This window comes from Herbidospora sp. RD11066, assembly GCF_054661255.1.
On record NZ_BAAGDO010000013.1, the window covers coordinates 93,252 to 111,807 of the forward strand.

The 18,556-nt window shown below is 69.9% G+C and carries 15 protein-coding genes; 2 read left to right on the top strand and 13 right to left on the bottom strand.

Annotation, left to right across the window (positions count from 1 at the left end):
* Position 1 precedes the first annotated feature (1 nt).
* Together ACYQ78_RS35575 and ACYQ78_RS35580 are read right to left on the bottom strand one after the other, a co-directional pair.
* Positions 2-1,726 (bottom strand): ATP-binding protein, encoded by a 1,725-nt coding sequence (locus ACYQ78_RS35575; protein WP_459805368.1) that lies wholly within the window; start codon positions 1,724-1,726, stop codon positions 2-4.
* A 21-nt stretch (positions 1,727-1,747) separates the two neighbouring features.
* Entirely contained in the window at positions 1,748-2,275 is a 528-nt protein-coding gene (locus ACYQ78_RS35580; RefSeq protein ID WP_459805369.1) for an HIT family protein, read from the bottom strand.
* A gap of 111 nt (positions 2,276-2,386) precedes the next feature.
* Here ACYQ78_RS35580 and ACYQ78_RS35585 point away from each other — a divergent pair, with 111 nt between their 5' ends.
* A complete protein-coding gene (locus ACYQ78_RS35585; RefSeq protein ID WP_459805370.1) occupies positions 2,387-2,851 on the top strand; it encodes an Asp23/Gls24 family envelope stress response protein in 465 nt (154 codons plus the stop codon).
* A 42-nt stretch (positions 2,852-2,893) separates the two neighbouring features.
* Here the strand turns inward: ACYQ78_RS35585 and ACYQ78_RS35590 are convergent, their stop codons facing one another.
* Positions 2,894-5,410, bottom strand: coding sequence for a M48 family metalloprotease (locus ACYQ78_RS35590; RefSeq protein ID WP_459805371.1), 2,517 nt, complete (start codon positions 5,408-5,410; stop codon positions 2,894-2,896).
* Positions 5,407-5,901, bottom strand: a complete 495-nt coding sequence (locus ACYQ78_RS35595; RefSeq protein ID WP_459805372.1) for a hypothetical protein — start codon at positions 5,899-5,901, stop codon at positions 5,407-5,409. Before ACYQ78_RS35595 ends, ACYQ78_RS35590 begins: the two co-directional genes overlap by 4 nt.
* 270 nt (positions 5,902-6,171) lie before the next feature.
* Here ACYQ78_RS35595 and ACYQ78_RS35600 point away from each other — a divergent pair, with 270 nt between their 5' ends.
* Positions 6,172-6,480, top strand: coding sequence for a hypothetical protein (locus ACYQ78_RS35600; RefSeq protein WP_459805373.1), 309 nt, complete (start codon positions 6,172-6,174; stop codon positions 6,478-6,480).
* A 260-nt stretch (positions 6,481-6,740) separates the two neighbouring features.
* Here ACYQ78_RS35600 and ACYQ78_RS35605 read toward each other — a convergent pair whose 3' ends face one another.
* The 9 genes from ACYQ78_RS35605 to ACYQ78_RS35645 form a co-directional block, all read right to left on the bottom strand.
* Complete coding sequence (locus ACYQ78_RS35605) at positions 6,741-7,196, bottom strand: MarR family transcriptional regulator (RefSeq protein ID WP_459805374.1); 456 nt, start codon at positions 7,194-7,196, stop codon at positions 6,741-6,743.
* 38 nt (positions 7,197-7,234) lie between these two features.
* Entirely contained in the window at positions 7,235-9,211 is a 1,977-nt protein-coding gene (gene thrS, locus ACYQ78_RS35610) for a threonine--tRNA ligase (protein ID WP_459805375.1), read from the bottom strand.
* A gap of 62 nt (positions 9,212-9,273) precedes the next feature.
* Entirely contained in the window at positions 9,274-9,867 is a 594-nt protein-coding gene (locus ACYQ78_RS35615; protein ID WP_459805376.1) for a glycoside hydrolase family 25 protein, read from the bottom strand.
* A 21-nt stretch (positions 9,868-9,888) separates the two neighbouring features.
* Positions 9,889-11,007 carry a glycosyltransferase family 4 protein gene (locus ACYQ78_RS35620; RefSeq protein WP_459805377.1) on the bottom strand — a complete coding sequence of 373 codons (1,119 nt, stop codon included), beginning with the start codon at positions 11,005-11,007 and terminating at the stop codon, positions 9,889-9,891.
* A gap of 11 nt (positions 11,008-11,018) precedes the next feature.
* Entirely contained in the window at positions 11,019-11,837 is an 819-nt protein-coding gene (locus ACYQ78_RS35625) for a sulfotransferase family protein (protein ID WP_459805378.1), read from the bottom strand.
* A gap of 138 nt (positions 11,838-11,975) precedes the next feature.
* The gene (locus ACYQ78_RS35630; protein ID WP_459805379.1) at positions 11,976-12,668 is read right to left on the bottom strand and encodes a DUF7158 domain-containing protein; all 693 of its coding nucleotides are present in this window, start codon (positions 12,666-12,668) and stop codon (positions 11,976-11,978) included.
* Positions 12,669-16,781 (bottom strand): glycoside hydrolase family 38 N-terminal domain-containing protein, encoded by a 4,113-nt coding sequence (locus ACYQ78_RS35635; protein WP_459805380.1) that lies wholly within the window; start codon positions 16,779-16,781, stop codon positions 12,669-12,671. It abuts the gene before it with no gap.
* Positions 16,778-17,590, bottom strand: coding sequence for a carbohydrate ABC transporter permease (locus tag ACYQ78_RS35640; protein ID WP_459805381.1), 813 nt, complete (start codon positions 17,588-17,590; stop codon positions 16,778-16,780). The genes ACYQ78_RS35635 and ACYQ78_RS35640 overlap by 4 nt, the downstream gene beginning before the upstream one ends.
* Positions 17,587-18,531: a carbohydrate ABC transporter permease gene (locus ACYQ78_RS35645; RefSeq protein ID WP_459805382.1), complete on the bottom strand. Its 945-nt coding sequence runs from the start codon at positions 18,529-18,531 to the stop codon at positions 17,587-17,589. Before ACYQ78_RS35645 ends, ACYQ78_RS35640 begins: the two co-directional genes overlap by 4 nt.
* Positions 18,532-18,556: the final 25 nt, after the last annotated feature.

Here is an 18,556-nt window from a genome sequence, read left to right on the forward strand (position 1 = left end):
CCTAGAAGGGAGGGATGTCGTCTTCGGGGGCGGGCAGCCCGGCGAACGGATCTCTGACGGCGATGGACGCCGGCGCCGCCCCGGCCTCGGAAGGGCGGGTGGCCCAGGCGGGGAACGGGAAGTTCACCGCCAGCGGGACGGGGATCTCCGGCTGGACCGCGAACATCGTGCCCGGTTTGGCGATGGTGGCCCGGTCGCGGGCGGTGCCGGTCAGCCAGCCGTATTCCGACCTCGTGGCCTCGGCGGGGTCGAGCCGCCCCGCCACCCGGACCGCGCAGTTGGCCACGATACGCCGCTCCACCTCGGAGGCCGTCTGCTGGGCCCCGATGAGGATGACGCCCAGTGACCGGCCGCGCTCGGCGACGTCGAGCAGGATCTCCTTGATCGGGGAGTCGCCGTCGCGGGGGGCGTACTTGTTGAGTTCGTCCAAGACCACGAAGAGCAGCGGGCGGGCCGAGCCCGACAGCTCTTTTCTGGCGAACTCGCCGCGCAGGACCACGCCCACGACGAACCGCTGCGCGCGTTCGGGCAGGTTGTGCAGGTCGACGATGGTCACCTGGGCGTCGGAGACGCCGATCGAGTGGGGCCGCCCGGCCGGGAGGTCGCCGCGCACGATCGGGGTGAGCGACCTGATCGAGCTGCGCAGGCGCCGCAGGAACGCGTTGACCGTGCCGAGCGAGGCCGGGAAGCCGGTCCAGGTCGACCTGGTCGACTCGTCGGCCAGCCGTTCGTCGATGAGGTCGACGAGCTGGGGGTAGGTGCGGCACTCGACGTCGTCGACCTTGACCGCGCCCGAGGCGCCCAGCGGCTCGGCGAGCAGCTTCAGCTTGGCCGCGACCTGGCCGATCAGCAGGCTGTACTGCGCCTTCTCGTCGTCGGCGTCGGCGAACACGTAGCGGAGGAGCTCGCTGTCGACGAACTCGGCCAGCGTCCAGTAGAAGGAACTGACGCCCTTGGTCCGGGCCGAGACGTGGGGCACGCCGTGCACGTCGCCGGGCCTCGGCGGCGCGAACACGTGGACGCTCCTGAACGGCTGCGCGGGCAGCCCGAGCGTGGCGTAACCGGCGCGGGCGGTGTCGTCGATGCGGGTGTTGGCGTGGTCGAGGAACAGCAGGTCTTCACCCTTGACGGAGAAGATCAGGGCCTTGGTGTTGGACGACTCGGCCCCCAGCACCCCCGAGTTGAACACCGAATAGAGCAGGAACGTCGCGAACGAGGTCTTGGTCGCCACGCCCGACACCCCGGAGATCGACACGTGGGCGCCGCGGGTGCCGTCCAGGAAATCGAAGTTGAGATAGGCGGGTTCGCCGTCGCGCCCGATGCCCATCGGCACCCGGCGCTCCATCACGTCGAAGTAGAGCGCCTGATCGCGGTCGGCCCCCTTGGCCCGGAACACCGGCGCCCCCGGCAGCGGCGGCACGAACACCTCGGGCTCGACCCGGGTGACCCGCACCTCCGCGACCTCGACGACGGCGGCGGGCAGCGAACCCTCCGCGATGAGGAACACGTCGGAGTCGAACGCGGCGCCCTCGTGACGGGCCTCGACGTGGGTGACCACCCCGGCGACCAGCACCGTGCCATGGCCCGGCACCTCACGCCGGGTCACCACCACTTCGTCGAGCTGCACGACCTTCCCCGGCTCCATGCCGATCCAGAACGACAGGGGCGAGGCCGACTGTGTGCCCAGCACACGGCCGACGGCGTCACCAGAGATCCCATCCGTCACCCTGGGCAGGGTAGTGCAGCCCTACGACGTTTTCTCAGGCCATGCCCGGGCGAGCAACTCCCGGGTGTCCCGGAGCAACTGTGGTAGAACGCGCGTGTGCCCCACGATGGGCATGAAGTTCGTGTCACCGCCCCAACGGGGCACGACGTGCTGGTGAAGGTGGGCGGCGATCCCCGCCCCCGCGACGTGACCCAGGTTCATCCCGACGTTGAACCCCTGCGCCCCACTGGCGTCCCGCAGTGCGGTGAGCGCCTTCTGGGTGAAATCGGCCAGCTCGGCCGTCTCGGCGGCGTCGAGGTCGGTGTAGTCGGGCACGTGCCGGTAGGGACAGACCATCAGATGGCCGGAGTTGTAGGGGTAGAGGTTGAGGACGGCGTACACGACCTCACCCCGCGCCACGATGAGCCCGTCGGCGTCGTCCATCTTCGGGATCTCACAGAACGGGCAGCCGTCGCCGGCGCCCGGCCCGGTCGGCTTGTTCTCTCCCTTGATGTACGCCATGCGGTGCGGCGTCCAGAGCCGTCCGAAAGCGTCGGGCACGTCTGTCATGTCGGCCAGCATATTGGGGACCAGGCGGCGATACCCCCGCCGACCGGGTCTAACGCCGGACAAACCCTTCGATCTTCCGGCAGAATCCAGCTGACCTGAGGAGATGATCGTGTGACCGACGTCGCGTACGAGCACCAGAACGAGTCCCCCTCCGCAGAATCCGAAGAAGAGGCCCCCCAGGAACCGCAGATCTCCGTCGCGGGCCTCAAGGGCAAGATCACCGTCGCCGACGAGGTCGTCGAGAAGGTGACCGCCCTGGCCGCCATGCAGGTCCCCGGCGTCGCCGATCTGGGCGGCGACCTGGCCCGCGTGTTCGAGACGGTCCGCGACCGCATCGGCTTCGGCTCCAAGCGCGGCGGTCAGGGCGTCCGCGCCGAGATCCAGGACGGCATGGTCGCCATCGACATCACGATCGTCATCGTCTACGGCCACGTGGTGATGGAGGTCGCCGCCGAGGTCCAGTCGAGCGTGGCCACGACGGTCTCCCAGATGCTCGGCATGGAGGTCGTCGAGGTCAACGTGACCGTCGACGACGTCCGCCTCCCGGGCGAGGAGAAGGCCACCGAAGCCGCCTGACCCCCCTGCGACCAGGCCGGACCTCTCTTAGGTCCGGCCTTCTCAGTCGCAGTACCGCAGGACGAGGACCGGCACCTTGTAGGCCGCCGAGGCGTCTCCCGCGCGCATCAGATCGGCCGCGTCCCGGCCGAACCGCGCCAGCACCGGATCATCGCTGCCGATGGCCTGGAGCGCGGCCCCCGTCAGAAGAGCGGGATCCGCCTCCAGCAGCGCGGACGGCGAAGCGCTGGACAGTGATCGCCCGATCGACGCACACGCCTGGTCCCGGGTCCAGGACTCCGGTTCCGGGACGGTCTCCCGGGCGATGATCCCCGGGAGAGACTCCGCCAGCGTCGTGGACGGTGTGAAAATCGGCGCCGCGACCAGGTGGACGAGGAGCGCTCCCGTCGCCACGACCGGCAGCAGCACGACGCCTCCCCTGACCGCGCTTCCCCGGGCCGGCACCGTCAGCACGCTCCCGGCGAACCCGCGCAGCCTGTCCACCCCGGCTCGCACGCCACTGCCCAGAGCGATGGCCGTCGTCGCGCCCAGCCCGAGCGCCGAGAACCACTGCCTGAACAGATAGCCGCTCTCGAAGAGCGGTGCCACCCGCAGGCCCTGCGCGCAGCCGAAGACGTCCCGGGATCCGCACTCCAGCACCAGCCGCACGTGCAGCGCCGTCAGCGACAGGATGTACGGCGTCAGGACCAGCGCGGCGAGCCCGGCGCAGACGACCAGTCGCGACGTCCGGTGCCGCCCGCCGAAGGCGAACCCCGCGACCAGGCAGATCACCACCAGTGTCACGACCGCCATGAGCAGCGAGGTGGAGAAGGCGGGCATGACGGAGGAGCCCGCCCCGACGGCGTCCCGGAAGACGAGCAGTACGAACGTCGCGGCCACCGCCGTCACCAGGGCGATGCCCAGGGCCAGCGGCACGGGCACGGGCTGCCAGGCGATCGACGGATTCCTCCGGCGGACGAAGCGGGGATAGCCCCAGGCCACCGCGGGATAGACCAACGCGACGACGACGGCGACCAGCATCGCGTCGTGGAGGACCGCGGCGGTGACGCCCTTGACCACGACCATCCACCACTCGGAGGCCGGGTCCATCAGGAGCTGAAGCCTGAACCAGAAGGCCAGCCAGTCGCTCAGTACGAAAGCGGCGACCACCGAGCCGGCCAGGTAGACCCGCCGGGGGTGCCGGGCCACCGGCAACCACGCCGATGCCGTCAGCGCGATCCATCGCAGCGCGACATACGTCCACGCGAACAGCCCGGAAATCACGACCACCGTATGCAGAGGAGCGAGGGTCAGCAGGTCGGCCAGACCGTGGTCGACCTGGATCTCGGGGCTGATCAGTTGCCCGGCCACGATCCCCGTCGCCAGTGCGGCCGCGCCGGGCAGGATGCCGGTCGTCGGGTGTCCGTCGGCCAGCCCGTGATGGGCTCGGCGCCAGATGGACCCGCCGATCGATCCGGCCAGTAGTGAACCGAAGACCAGGCCGACGAGGGAAGCGGTCCATTCGTCGTAATCGGCCAGCATCCCGACGATGTACAGCATCGGCGAGAAGGCGATCCCGATCAGAACGCCCATGGCCAGGCAGTCGCCGGCCTCCAGCCGGAACAGCGGCGCGGCGTCGTCGAGCACGGCCAGCCGGGTGCGCGCCGCCGGGTGATACGACAGGAACCGCCAGGCTCTGTCACGTTCCCGGAGCGCGCCGAGGGTCTCCCGGAGCGCCGCGCCCTCCCATTGGGCCGCCCGCTGGTCGGCGTAGAACTCGCGGGTACGCAGGACGGCCGCACGCGCGTACCAGATGAGCGCGAGCAGAAGCGCGGCCCGCCACCACATCGGCCCGATGATCCCGGGACGGGCGATCATCGCTGCGGCCAGCGGCACGCCGCCCACGACCAGGGACGCCCACCACACCGCCATCGCCAGATAGGTCAGGTCGATGTCGCGGTTGCGGACGTGCATGAGTTCGTGGGTGAGCACGGCCCGCAACCGCCCCGGATGCCGCCCGGCCTGGACCAGCAGGCCCAGGTCGAGGACCACCCGGTAGTGCGGACGGCATCCGTAGGCCCGCCCGCCGGTCGTCGGCCGGTCGACCGCGACCAGCAGGCGCACCGGACGACCCGCCTTCTCCGCCGCCCCGGCGAGTTCGGCGAGCACCGCGTCGGGTACCACCCCCGCCAGAGCGGCCGGGTCGACGGTCTTCAGCCGCCGTTCGATCAGCCGGGGGTAGAGCCGGTAGACGATCACCGTCACCAGGGCGAGCGCGGGCACCGACAGCAGCACGTACCCGGCGAACCAGCGCGTCTTGAGCTGGTTGCAGTCGTAGAAGGCCATGGAGACGTCCGGCGCACCGGCCCGGATCCCGGCCATCAGATCCCGGCCGCAGTCGAGGCCGCCGATGACGGGCAACGGCAGCGCCGGATCGCTGTCGAGCAGCATGAAGTAGAGGAACATCATCCCCACCCCCGCCACGACCAGCAGCAGCACGAACCGCGAACCGGTCGCCGAAGGCAGCCCGAACGGATCCGGCCGGGCGGTGCGCCGTACGGCCGGTGCCTGAACGGTCATCGAGCCGTCAGCTCGGCGGCGATCAGCGTGGCGATCCGCTGCGCCTGCTCGTCCGCGATCCCGGCCTCCCTGGCGAGGACGAGCACCCGGCGTCCGAGGTTCGCCGCCTCGATCGCGCCGAGTGCGGGCAACGGGGCGTCCAGTCCGTCGGGCGCCGCGCGTTCCGTCAGCGCCCGCCGTTCGCGTCGCCTGCGCCAGCGGGCCGTCAACGCGTCCGTCCGGCGGACGGCGTGCTCGCCGAGCAGGTCCATGGCCACCCCGTTCAGCACGGTCACCAGGAAGCCGACGACCAGCCCGACCTCCTCGGCGCCGAACCCGGCGGGGCGGCTGCGGACGTCCCCGTCGAGCGTCGCCAGCATGGCGTTCCGACCGGAGCTCCCGCCCGCGAAGATCTCTTTGGCGGTCAGCTCGAGGTAGGGCAGCTGGTCGGGCGCGATCTCGCGCACCATCGATCGAGCGACGCCGCCGATCGTGAGGTGGCCGGCGGCCATGAGGCTCCTCCATGGGGTGATGAGAGCGCCACGGACGGTGATCTCGCGCACGCCACAGAAGCTTCACACAGCGACGAGGAGAATGACCTGTTTTCGGCATACGGGAGGTCCGGATAGGAATCCGAGGTACGGCCGAAAGGCACCACCGCGCCGGAGGTGGCCGGAGGGTGGGGCTTGGGTGTCGGTGAGGACAGGGGGTTATCGGTGGACACTCTAAGTAATCATTCAGATACTGAAAGTGATAATCCCTCCACGGAAGGACCCCCCTCCATGCCGACCGCACGCATCGCCGCAGGAAACACCGTCTCCGGACAGGGCTGGAAGGCCTACGGGGCCAACGGCATCTACATCGACGTCGACACCACCTCGGGCCGCTTCACCGGCACGCCGATCTACGTCACCTCCGTCACCGGGCCCGGCGGCAACCAGTGGTCGCTGGTCGGGCCCAGCGCGATCTACTCACCGACCGCCACCGGCTTCCGCGTCTACGTCCAGTGGCGCGACGGCTCGGCCCTGACCCCGGCCCAGGCCCAGGGCTACGGCTGGCAGATCAACTGGATCGGCTACGACAACCCCTAGCCGGCCGCCCCGCCGATTTCCGGTGGGGTGACGGAACGCCCATGGCGCGGGCCACGCGCCGAGGGCACTGAGCACGAATCGAGGGCGGGAACAGCCGATGGGCCCCCGCCCTCGCCTCATCACGAAGCCGGACCGTGAAGCCGGACCATGAAGCGGGCGTGAAGCGGGGTCACAGCGCACCGGGCCCGGACGGTTCGGCGCCAGGCGGTGTCGAACCTGGCCGCCAGAAATCCAGGCCGGACGCGCGTATGGGGTCTTTCCTATGCGGGCAGGTCGCCGTCGCCGCCCAGGTTGGCGACGACGCGACGCAGCACGTTGATGGTGGTCACGAAGTCGTCGGGGTCGACGCCCTCGCGGGTGCGGGCCAGGACCGGACCCAGTCGCTCCTTCGCACGCAGCCGCCCCGCCTCACCATCGGCGGTCAGGGTCAGACCGCCGTCATCGACGAGCCAGCCCCGCCCCACCAGGTCGTCGAAGACCGCGTCGAAGTCGAGCCCGAGGTCCTCCCACGCCGCCAGGCGCGAGGCCAGTTCGGTGCGGGTCCAGCGACCGGGTGCGCCTGCCGCGTGGTTGAGGGTCCACCAGTGCGGCTGGGCCAGCCCCTCCACCGCGAGCTCAGAACGGATCGCGCCCACCACCCGCCGATAGGCCTCCCCCGTCCACGCCCCCAGGGGCTGACCGTTGAGAACCTCCGGCGGGTACTCCTTGATCGTCATGCACTCGACGTTAAAACCTCAAGCACACTTGACGTCAACTAGCCGAGACGGCGCTCCACCGCGTCGACGATCTCGGCCACGGCCGCGTCAACGGAGACGCCGTTCTTCTGCTCGCCGTTGCGGTAGCGGAACGACACGGCACCGGCGGCCACGTCGTCGTCGCCCGCGAGCAGCATGTAGGGCACCTTCGACTTCTGGGCGTTGCGGATCTTCTTCTGCATCCGGTCGGAGGAGGAGTCGACCTCGACCCGGATGCCGTGGGCCTTGAGCTTCTTCGCGACGTCCTGCAGGTAGGCCACGTGGTCGTCCGAGATGGGAATCCCCACGACCTGCACGGGCGCCAGCCACGCCGGGAACGCCCCCGCGTAGTGCTCGGTCAGCACGCCGAAGAAGCGCTCGATCGAGCCGAACAGCGCCCGGTGGATCATGACGGGGCGCTGGCGCGAGCCGTCGGCGGCGGTGTATTCGAGCTCGAAGCGCTCCGGCAGGTTGAAGTCGAGCTGGATGGTCGACATCTGCCAGGTGCGGCCGATGGCGTCGCGGGCCTGGACGGAGATCTTGGGGCCGTAGAAGGCCGCGCCGCCCGGGTCGAGGACCAGCTCAAGGCTCTCGCCCTCGGCGACCTCGCGCAGGACCTGGGTCGCCTCTTCCCAGGTGGCGTCGTCGCCGACGAACTTCACCGGGTCCTTGGTCGACAGTTCGAGGTAGAAGTCGTTGAGGCCGTAGTCGCGCAGCAGGTCGAGCACGAAGCGCAGCAGCGAGACCAGCTCGCCGCGCATCTGCTCGCGGGTGCAGTAGATGTGCGCGTCGTCCTGGGTCAGGCCGCGCACGCGGGTCAGGCCGTGGACGACGCCCGACTTCTCGTAGCGGTAGACGGTGCCGAACTCGAAGGTCCGCAGGGGCAGCTCACGGTAGGAGCGGCCGCGCGCCTTGAAGATCAGGTTGTGCATCGGGCAGTTCATCGGCTTGAGGTAGTAGCGCGCGCCCTCGAGCTCCATGGGCGGGAACATGCCGTCGGCGTACCAGTCGAGGTGGCCCGAGACCTTGTAGAGGTGGTCTTTGGTGATGTGCGGGGTGTTGACGAAGGAGTAGCCGGCCTCCTCGTGCTTCTTGCGCGAGTAGTCCTCCATCACCTTGCGGATCACGCCGCCCTTGGGGTGGAAGACCGGCAGGCCCGAGCCGAGTTCGTCGGGGAAGGAGAACAGGTCGAGCTCGGCGCCCAGCTTGCGGTGGTCGCGCTTCTCGGCCTCTTCGAGGAAGGCCAGGTATTCGTCCTGCTTCTCGCGGGACTCCCAGGCGGTGCCGTAGATGCGCTGGAGCTGCGGGTTCTTCTCGCTGCCGCGCCAGTAGGCGCCGCCCGAGCGCATCAGCTTGAAGGCGGGGATCACGCGGGTGGAGGGCAGGTGGGGACCGCGGCACAGGTCCTTCCAGACCAGGTCGCCGCTCTTGGGGTCGAGGTTGTCGTAGATCGTCAGCTCGGCGCCGCCGACCTCGACGCTCTCACCGGAGTCGCCCTGCACATCAGACTGGTCGGCGCCGCCCTTGAGGCCGATCAGCTCCAGCTTGTAGGGCTCGCCGGCCAGTTCCTCGCGGGCGTCGTCGTCGGAGACGGCCCGGCGGGAGAAGGTCTGCCCCTGCTTGACGATCTCGCGCATGCGCTTCTCGATGCGCTTGAGGTCGTCGGGGGTGAAGGGAGCCTTGACGTCGAAGTCGTAGTAGAAGCCGTTCTCCACGGGCGGCCCGATGCCGAGCTTGGCCTCGGGGAAGATCTCCTGGACGGCCTGGGCCATCACGTGGGCCGCCGAGTGGCGCATGATCGCCCGGCCGTCGTCGCTGCCGATCTCGACCGGCTCGACGACGTCTCCCTCAGCAGCCAGAGCCGCCAGATCGCGCAAATCGCCATTAGAACGGGCAGCGATCACGGTCCGCCCGTCGGCCTCCAGCAACTGCCCGTACGTCGTGCCCTCGTCGACCGAGCGCTCGACCCCTGCGACGGTGACGGTGATAGCGGACACGATGGTTCTCCTTGAACGACGAGCGTGGATGACAGGCCGACTCTACCGGGATTCCCGAATCCCTATTTCCCGCGCCGGTCCGGCGCGCCCAGCGCGATCAGCTCGGCCACGGTGCCCGCGAAGACGTCGAGATCCAGCGGGCTGGCGGCGTACTGCTGGATGGCCCATGAAGTCCACGGCGCGGGCACCCGGGGCTCCCCCATGGGACGGCCCGGGTCGGCGATCCAGAGAGGGTAGTTCTCCAAACCCAGACAGTAGCCCTCGGCCGCGAAGTGCAGATGCGTCCACACGAACGGGAGCAGCCCGCACCTGCGGGTCACCTCGGCGCACCAGGTGCGGCCGAACTCGGCGACCTCGGGGGCGGGCAGCCCGTCGGTGGCCTTGAACTCCAGAGCGGCCAGGTCGCCGGGGGCGAGCCTGGCCGTGTCGAGGAAGTGCCTGGCCTGGGCACGGGCGTCGCCCAGCGGGCGGGCCACGTGGTAGGCCCCGCGGACGAAACCGGTGCGGCCCATGGCCGTCCAGTTCTCCGCGAAACGGGAGTCGGCGAGCCGGTCGCTCTCGGTGGCTCGCGCGAAGGCGAACACCGCGTCGGTCTCGGCGTGGGCCGTCCAGTCGACGGGGCCCTGCCAGTCGGACACGTCGATGCCGTGGATCACCGATGAAGGGTAATACCGGGGCTAACGGCCCGCGAGCAGTTCGGTGAAGAGCGCCTCCCAGCGCGGCATGATCGATTCGGCCGTGTAGTTCCTGGCCGTCTCCAGGGCCGCGCCGCCGAGCCGTTTGCGCAGGGTGTCGTCCTCGATGAGGCGGGTGATCGCCTTGGCCAGCTCGGTGGTGTCCTTGGGGGGCACCAGCAGGCCGTTGACGTTGTCGACGATCACGTCCCCGGGGCCCGTCGGGCAGTCGAAGCTGACCACGGCCAGGCCGTGGGCCATCGCCTCCAGCATCACCATGGGCAGGCCCTCGAACCGGGAGCTGAGCACGTAGATGGAGGAGTCGGCGAGCTCGTCCCACAGTTTCTCGGTGCGGCCCCTGAAGCGGATGCGGTCGGCCTGGGTGACCTTGTTGAGCAGCTTGGGGAGGGAGGAGCCCTCTCCGTACACGTCGAGGGTCCAGTCGCGGTGCGGGACCTGCTCGAAGGCGGGGATGAGGAGGTCGAAGCCCTTCTGCGTCTTCAGCCGGCCGGCCGCGATGACGCGGCGGTTCACCAACTCGGACTGGCGGCGCCCGCCGATGTGCACGGAGTTGGGCATCAGCCGGGTCTTCACTCCCGGCGCGAGCCGCTTGTACTCGTGCATGTCGGTCCGGGTGAGGACGGTGACCAGGTCGAGGCGCCCGTAGTGGCGGGCGATGTCCTGGCGGACCGGCTCCTTGTGGGTGCGCAGGTTCATGTGCTCCTGGCCGACCCGCACGACGCTCTTGCGGCCGTGCCGCGCGGCGATCAGGTTGAGGCCGGGCCGGGTGGTGACCAGGATGCCGTCGTCGAGGCCCGCGACGTATTCGGTCACGGCCTTCTCGACGTGGGCGGTGAACCAGTGGGCGGCGAACTCGCCTTCGGGCACGGCCTTGCCGCGCAGCCGCCGCATCACGCGGTCGGTGAAGGTGACGGGCTCGATGCCGCCGCGCTGATCGACGATGGCGCTGACCTTGACCCGGGGGTCGATCTGGAACTGGGCGTCGTCCCGACGCCGCACGGTGCTGACGATCTCCACATCGTGGCCGCGTTCGGCCATGGCGTTCGCCTGTGTGATGACGGTCCGAATTGTTCCACCCATGCCGTACGCGTGGAGGAGCATATAGCGGATCTTCACTTGGACAGGTACCCCCAGCTAACGCTCATCGGGCGGAGCACGTCGGGAATCTCGGACTCGTCGGGCAGGTCGCGCCCCTTCTGGACCTCACCGGAGCGGATCTTGTCCTTCCAGTCGCCCAGGCCCTTCTGCACCACCGTCTGCGACGAGCCGTAGCGCAGCATGCCGGGCTCGAAGGGGATGGCGAGGAAGTCGCAGATCTTGCGGACCTGACCTTCGGGGTCGTCGGTCAGTTCCTCGTAGTGGACGGTGTGGCCCTCCAGGCCCTTGCGGGCCTTCTCGACCGCCTTCATGTAGCGCAGCGCGTCGGCCGCCGCCGCCGCGAAGTCGCGCTTCTCCGGGTCGGCCTCGTGCCACGAGCGGGCGATCGAGACGGGGTGGCGGAGCAGGAACACGAACCGGGCGTCGGGCCAGGCGGTCGCCAGTCGCTCGAAGGCGAAGGCGTTGGCGGGGGTCTTGTCGACGATGTGGCTCTTGCCGCTGCGCAGCAGTTCCCGGTGGAGCACCCGGTCCCACAGCAGGTGCTCCAGGTCGGCCTGGTTGTGGCCGAGGGCGTGCATCGCCCGTTCGGCCAGCCCGGTGCCGAATCCGACGGTGAGGCGGCGGACGTGCAGCTCGTGGGGGGCGTGCAGCAGCGAGTGGGCGTTGAGAATCGAACGCAGCAGAGTCGAGCCCGACCGAACCGGCGACATCACGAAGATCGGTGCGCGCAGTAGCCGGTCGGTCCGGACATCGGCCGGGGGCCGTACATCCGAGGCGGGCGCGGCGGCGGGCTTGGCCGCCTTCGACGCCTTGCCGGTCTTCGTCGCACTCATCGACGGAGTCTCACCCATCTTTGTCAGATGGAACCCGGTGAACTCGCCCAGTGCAACGTTCACCCGTTGTTTCCAGTTCATGGGTGGACCTTACGGACTTTTACTGAGAATTACCTGGATCCTCCCTTAACTTGCACCTCAGTGGCGGTGCGTGTGATCAGAGTGGCTGATGTCGCCGGGGTGTTCGAAACCGGGCGTTAACACGGCGGCCGCGCACCGGGCGTCCGCCCAGAGCGCGAACCGCCTCCGCCGCGCGGCGTCGAGCAGCTCCGCGCGGATGCGCGGCGCCGCTTCGTCCAGGGTCAGGTCCCTGCGCGTGTACGCCCCCACGACGAACTCCCCCACCCGTTCGCCGTCGCCGGCCGTGAAAACGGCGTCCGGCACCAGGTCGGCGGCGGTCACCGCGTAGGTGAGCCCCCGGTGGGTGACCAGCCGGGCCGGGCCCGGCCGGAAGCGATCGGGGTTGGCGGCGTAGTAGCGGCGTACCTCATCGTCGGTGACCGTGACCTCGGCGGTGAGGTCGCGGTAGACGGCCTGCGCGAGCGGGTCGCTCGCCAGCACGGCCGCCATGACGCTGCCGAGCTCCAGCTTGGCGGTGGCCGACAGCTCCATCGGCGGCCCGCCGGGCCGCACGCCTCGCCTCGAAGCCTCATGGGCGATCACCCGCTCGGCCACCAGCAGTTGCACGACCCAGCGGCGGAGCTGACGGCCCTCGGTGGTGCCGTCGGCCGGAAGCAGGTCACCGCGGGGGCCGCGGCGCAGTGCGGCCATCCGAACGGTGACCTGCTCCAGCGTGACAGAGGTGCCCTCGACGAGGGCGGCGATCACCATTTACCCCTGCACCTCGAACGGCACGGACGGCGAGTAGCTCACCCGTCCGAACCACATGGCCTTCACCAGCAGCCACCACTCCCCCGGCCGCATGCCGAGCGGCACGTCCGCGACCACTTCGATGACCCGGCTCTCACCCGGCCCGATCTCCAGCGGATGGATGAGCGCCCCGGTGACCTCCCAGGTCCCCCACGGCCCGAGGACCTGGACCTCTCCCCGGATGGCGAACCCGGCGTGGTTGGTCACCGTGACCGGCAGCACCGCTCGCTCCCCGGGGGAGAGCGAAAGGCCCTCTTCCGGTACGTCGACCGCGAGCTGCGACGCCGGACCGGCACCGGCCGGATTCCCGAAACCGTCGAAGAACACGACGTCCTCGTGGGTCTGCCCGCCGTGCGTCAGCGTGACCGCCACCGGCCAGGGCCCCTCGCCCGCCCCGGCGGGTGGACTGATCGCGACGTCGAACGTGGTCCAGCCGCGTGGCGCGAGCCGCACCGGACGCGCCGACGGCGACGCCTCCCAGCCGGGCGGCACCACCACCCGGACCTCGCCTTCGGCGGTGGCGTCCACGAGATCGCTGGCCAGCGACACCGTGACCGTGCCGGGCGCGGTGCGGGCGTACACGCTCAGGGGCTGGTAGCCCAGCGGCGCCGAGCCCCGGTTGTGCAGCCAGTAGCGCGAGAACACCGGCTGCGCGGGCTCGGCCGTGCGGCCGAGCCGGTCGCCAGGCCCTTCGGGATCGCGCGTGTCGGTCTTCAGGACGAACGTGGCGATCTCGCTCGGCCCGAGGTCGGCCACCAGCACGCCGTCCCGGACCTTGGCCTCGCTGGTGGCGGTTTCGAGAAGGTCCGCGACGGCGGCCTCGACCAGCGGGAACGGCGAGGTCACCCGGAGCGGGACGCCCCTGCCGTGCGGCTCGTAGAAGCGCGCGGTCACCCCGTCGCGCGGGTCGGCCGGAACGGAGCCGCCGCCCGCCGTCGGGTTCCCGGCCGCCTTGAACGCGGCCAGCACCGCCTGCCCGGCCGGTTCGACGGTGACGAACGAGGCGGTCGCGGGCAGCGGGCCCTCGTGCGCGTCCTCCACGACCGGCCGCAGCGGGTGGTTGTAGTCGTGCGCCTTCGCCACGATCCCGGCGTCGCGCCAGTCGCCGCCGCCGGAGGCGAGGGCGTAGTCGAAGGTGTGGCTCCAGTGCTGGAGGCCGAACCCGGTGCCGTCGGGGGCGGTCCGGCGCGGCGGGTCGATCCACATGCCCGACGGCCAGCCGGTCGACGACCGCATGAGCGACATGTGCAGCCGCCCCTGCGTGTCGACGGCGAACCCGGGCACGCCCCGGTTCAGCACGGCGACGGTCCGGCGCTCCTCGATGTGGTCGGCGGCCTGGCCGATCCGGATCTCGTGATCCTCGATAACGTTGTCCGGCGAGCCGACGATCACCACGACGGGCAGATCGAGCACACCGCGCAGGTCCGACTCGGGGTGGAAGGCCTGCTCGCGGGTGTACCGGGCGGGCAGCCAGACGACGGCCGAGCCCTTCTCCGCGAGCTGCCGGTCCAGCTCCTCCGTATAGGCGGGCCCGGCGGCGTGCAGCGCCTCGGCGGTGAAGGTGTTCTCCAACGGGCCGCCGATCGAGAACCGCACGTCGGGCAGGTTCGAGTCGAACGACAGCAGCCCGTAGCGGGTGCCCCGGGCGTAGGAGGTCGTCGAGGTCACCCCCGACTGGGCCAGTTTCACCGCCAGGTCGCGGGCGTCGGCGGTGTCCTCCTCGTGCGGCACGACGATCTCGGCGACCGCGATCGGCACGCCCGTCCCGTTGGTGAACGAGATCCGGGCCGGGGCGCTCAGCCCGAACCACTGGTAGGCCGGGTTGTCGAGCGTCCAGGGATGCCGGGCGGTGTCGACGTCGGGGTGCGCGAAGGGCCGCCCGACGACCGCGTGGCCGACCTCGGAGACGGGCATCGCGCCCGGCACCGCGCACGGCCAGCGGAGCCGCACCAGCTTGTCGGCCCCATCGAAGCCGTCGACGTGGGTGGCGCAGTCCACCCGCGCGAGGCCGTTCCACAGAGTCACCGTCTGTGTGTACGTGATGGGCCCGAGCGCACCGGTGACGGTGATCCGCCGGCCGAGCCGCGACCGCTCGGTGGTCACCGAACGGGCGGGGAGAGCGGCACTGCCCGTGGAGACGCCCGTCGGCAGCAGGTGCCACGGGCCCTCACGGAAGACGGGGTGTTCGTGGTACTCGTCGTACACGACCAGCTCGTTGCCCACCTCACCGGCCGTGATCAGCTCGTCGCCGGTGACCAGGTCGACCAGCGAGACCACCCCGCCGCCGCGCGCGGGGTCGACGGTGATCCGGTGGAACTCGTTCTCGATCGTGGACGTCTCCTCGACGGCCCACTCCTCGCCGGCACCCGAGGCGGCGAGGCGGTAGGAGCGGTAACCGACCGACGGCACGTCGCTCGCCAGGAAGACGACCTCGGCCCGCCCGCCGTCCGCCCGCTCGACCAGGCACGGGACCTCGGCCCCGGTCTCGTCGGTCAGCCCGGTGAAGGGCGCCGGGACGGTCACCCGCACGACGTCGGTGCGCGGCCAGGCGTTGGCGTTGTAGACGATGACGGTCCGGCCCTCGGTCGACGTGCGCGCGGCCAGGTGCTTCAGTGCCGCCGTGTGCACCTCTCCGGCCAGGTCGTAGGCCTCCCGCCAGCCCGCCAGCAGGTCGAGGTAGACCTGGTCCGATTCGGTGCCGGTGATGGCGTCGTGGTGCGCGCCGAACACGAGCTGCCGCCAGGCCTTGTCGAGCGCGGCCTCGGGATATTCGGCGCCCCCGGCCAGCGAGGCGAGGGCGGCGAAGCGCTCGGCGTCGAGCAGTTCGTTCTCGGCCGCCCGCTGGGCCTGCTTGGTGTCGATGTACGACACGTCCTTGCCGGTGTAGATCGGGTTCATGTCCCGGGTCTGCGGCGACAGGCGGCGGCCCTCGGCGGCCAGTTCGGCGGTGACCGCCGAGAAGAACTCACGGGGGATCGCGCACAGGAACCGCGGCCACACGTAGCGGGCGTTCCAGTCGCGGTGGATGTCGGTCAGCCACTTGTTCGGCGGGCTGTAGTCGGTGCCGACGGGAACCAGCACGTTCCTGGTCGCGGCGACCTTCTTGAGGTCCTGGAACAGGCCGTACACCGACTGTTCCGCGGCTTCGAGCGTCTGGGCGGAGTCCATCGACCAGCCCGCGCCGTAGTGGGCGGCCATGTAGTGGGTCAGCAGGCCGCGCCCCGACGGGGAGATCCACTCGAACTCGGTGCGGAACTGCATGTCCGACGGGTCGCCGTGGGGGGTGTCGTAGGTGCCGACCTCCAGGATCGGACCCCATTGGTGGAAGGGCCCGCGGGCCCACGCGCTGGAGGTGAGCCCGGCGTCGGCCATCATCCCGGGGAACTGGGGGTCGTGCCCGAAGGCGTCGAGCTGCCAGGCCGTCGAGGGCTCGCCGCCCAGGACGTCGCGCTGGAAACCCACGCCGTAGACGGCGTTGCGGATCGTCGTCTCGGCGCCGGTGAGGTTGGTGTTGGGCTCGTTGTAGGTGCCGCCCATGATCTCCAGGCGGCCGTCGTCGACGAGTTTGGCGATGTAGGCGCGGTTCTCCGGGAAGGTGTCCCAGTAGGGCTTGAGGTAGTCGACCTCGGCCAGCACGAACTTGTAGTCGGGGTCGCGCCGGGCCAGTTCCAGGTGGGCGTCGATGAGCTGGAAGGCGGTGAACTGGAAGCTCATCCGGATCTCTTGAGCGTCCGGCTGGGCCTCCCACTCGCTGGCGTACCCGGCCTGCGTGTTCCACCAGACGGGGTCGTAGTGGAAGTGCGAGACGAGGTAGACGCTCCAGCCCGGTTCGGCCACTTTCATCGTGGCCTGTTGTGCGTTCACCGTGATGTTGATGATGTCCCCCGGCCGGGCATCAGTGGTGACCGGGACCTCGTGTGTTCCCGTACCGGAGACACCTCGGAGTTCCCCCCAGGCCTCGCCCGTGACCTCGATGTCGATCACGCCGGGGGCCGACGTGGTGACCCGGAGGATCTGGCGAGGGGCCTCGGCCGGGCCGGCGAACAGTTCGGTGGACTCGATCGACAGGTTCATCCCTTGACTGCTCCGCCGGTCAGGCCCTTGACGAAGTTCTTCTGCAGGGCGAGGTAGAAGATCAGGATCGGCAGCGTCGCCAGGAACATGAAGGCGAAGACCGACCCGAAGTCCGATTGGTACTGCCCGATGGCGCGGTAGACGCCGACCGTCACGGTCGTGCCGCTGTCGGGGCCGAGCACGATGAGCGGGGTCAGGAAGTCGTTCCAGATCCACACGCCCAGGAAGATCATCACGCTGGCCGAGGCGGGGCGCAGCAGGGGGAAGACCACCTGCCAGAACACCCGGAACCGGCTCGCGCCGTCGAGCGAGGCGGCCTCTTCGAGCTCCAGCGGCACGCCCTTCACGAACCCCATGAAGAGCAGCACCCCGAACGGCACGTAGTAGCCGACGTTCACCAGCACGAGCCCCTGGATGGTCGTCATCAGGTCGAACCATTTCAGCACGGTCGTGATCGGCGCCATGATGACCGGCACCGGGATCATGAGCCCGCACAGCAGCGTGCCCATGACGACCTTGGCGCCCCAGTGGCGCGAGCGCGCCAGGTAGTGCCCGAGCATCGCCGAGAAGACGGTCAGCACGGTCACCGACAGCGCGGTCACCGCGATCGAGTTGATCAGGCCGAAGGTGAACAGCTGGTCGGGCCGGTTCAGCACCGCGGTGAGGTTGTCGAAGGTGGGCGGCCACGGCAGCCCGGCCGGGTCGGCCACCACGGCCGCGCTCGGCTTGAAGATGTTCACCAGCACCAGGTAGAGGGGCAGGAAGAACACCACGCCCACGAACGTGGCGACGATCGGCCGCGCGTTCACTGGGACACCTCTCTCTTCTGCAGGAAGCGGAGCACGACCACCGAGATGAACGCGACGATCGCGAGCATCACCGCGGCCAGCGCCGACGAGTAGCCGATCCGGTTGCTCACGAAGGCCGTCTGGACGACCTGGAAGGCCATGGTCACGGTCGTGCCGTTGCCGGGACCGCCGTTGGTGATCACCCTGACCTGGTCGTACGCCTTGAACCCGGTGATCAGGAGCATGACCACGTTGATGGTCAGCGCCGGGGCGAGCATCGGCCAGGTGACGTTGCGGAAGCGCTGGAGCGCGCCGGCCCCGTCGATCGCGGCGGCCTCGTTGAGCTCGCGCGGCACGCCCTGCAACCCGGCCAGGTAGACCACGACGCAGAAGCCGAGCATCTGCCAGGTCATGATCCAGGCGATGGAGTAGAGCGCGAGGTCGGGGTCGGACAGCCAGCCCGGCGGCTCGTCGATCCCGATGCCGCGCAGGGCCGAGTTGAGCAGCCCGTCGTCGGTCAGGATGGCCTGCCAGATGACGCTGATGACGACCGAGCTGAGCACGACGGGGGTGAAGAACACTCCGCGCAGCAGCACGTACAGCTTGGTCGGCCGGTCGAGCAGCATCGCGATCAGCAGCCCGCCCACGTTGGCCAGCACCGTGATGATGGCCGTGATGATGACGGTGTTCAGCAGCGCCTGGCGGAACTCGGTGTCGCTCAGCAGGTTGACGTAGTTCCGCAGGCCCACGAACTGGGTGGGCGGGTTGAACGGGTTGAGGTTCGTGAGGCTGTTGTACGCGGTCATCCCGATCGGGACGAGCACGAACAGCGCGTACGCCACCAGGCCGGGGAGCGCGAACAGGGCGAACCTGCCCAGGCCGGGCAGGAATCTGCCGGGTTTCTTGCGAGGGTGGGCGGGCCGTGCCTTCACCCGCGTACCGCGGTGCATCGTCTGGGTCATGGGGTTACCAGGTCTGAGAGGTCGC

What these genes read in the sequence shown, in the direction of transcription:
- ACYQ78_RS35590 (WP_459805371.1), bottom strand. Translation starts at nt 5,410, where the DNA reads ATGACCGTTCAGGCACCGGCCGTACGGCGCACCGCCCGGCCGGATCCG.
- ACYQ78_RS35645 (WP_459805382.1), bottom strand. Translation starts at nt 18,531, where the DNA reads ATGACCCAGACGATGCACCGCGGTACGCGGGTGAAGGCACGGCCCGCC.
- ACYQ78_RS35625 (WP_459805378.1), bottom strand. Translation starts at nt 11,837, where the DNA reads ATGAGTGCGACGAAGACCGGCAAGGCGTCGAAGGCGGCCAAGCCCGCC.
- ACYQ78_RS35595 (WP_459805372.1), bottom strand. Translation starts at nt 5,901, where the DNA reads ATGGCCGCCGGCCACCTCACGATCGGCGGCGTCGCTCGATCGATGGTG.
- ACYQ78_RS35630 (WP_459805379.1), bottom strand. Translation starts at nt 12,668, where the DNA reads ATGGTGATCGCCGCCCTCGTCGAGGGCACCTCTGTCACGCTGGAGCAG.
- ACYQ78_RS35605 (WP_459805374.1), bottom strand. Translation starts at nt 7,196, where the DNA reads ATGACGATCAAGGAGTACCCGCCGGAGGTTCTCAACGGTCAGCCCCTG.
- ACYQ78_RS35580 (WP_459805369.1), bottom strand. Translation starts at nt 2,275, where the DNA reads ATGACAGACGTGCCCGACGCTTTCGGACGGCTCTGGACGCCGCACCGC.
- ACYQ78_RS35635 (WP_459805380.1), bottom strand. Translation starts at nt 16,781, where the DNA reads ATGAACCTGTCGATCGAGTCCACCGAACTGTTCGCCGGCCCGGCCGAG.
- ACYQ78_RS35600 (WP_459805373.1), top strand. Translation starts at nt 6,172, where the DNA reads ATGCCGACCGCACGCATCGCCGCAGGAAACACCGTCTCCGGACAGGGC.
- ACYQ78_RS35620 (WP_459805377.1), bottom strand. Translation starts at nt 11,007, where the DNA reads ATGCTCCTCCACGCGTACGGCATGGGTGGAACAATTCGGACCGTCATC.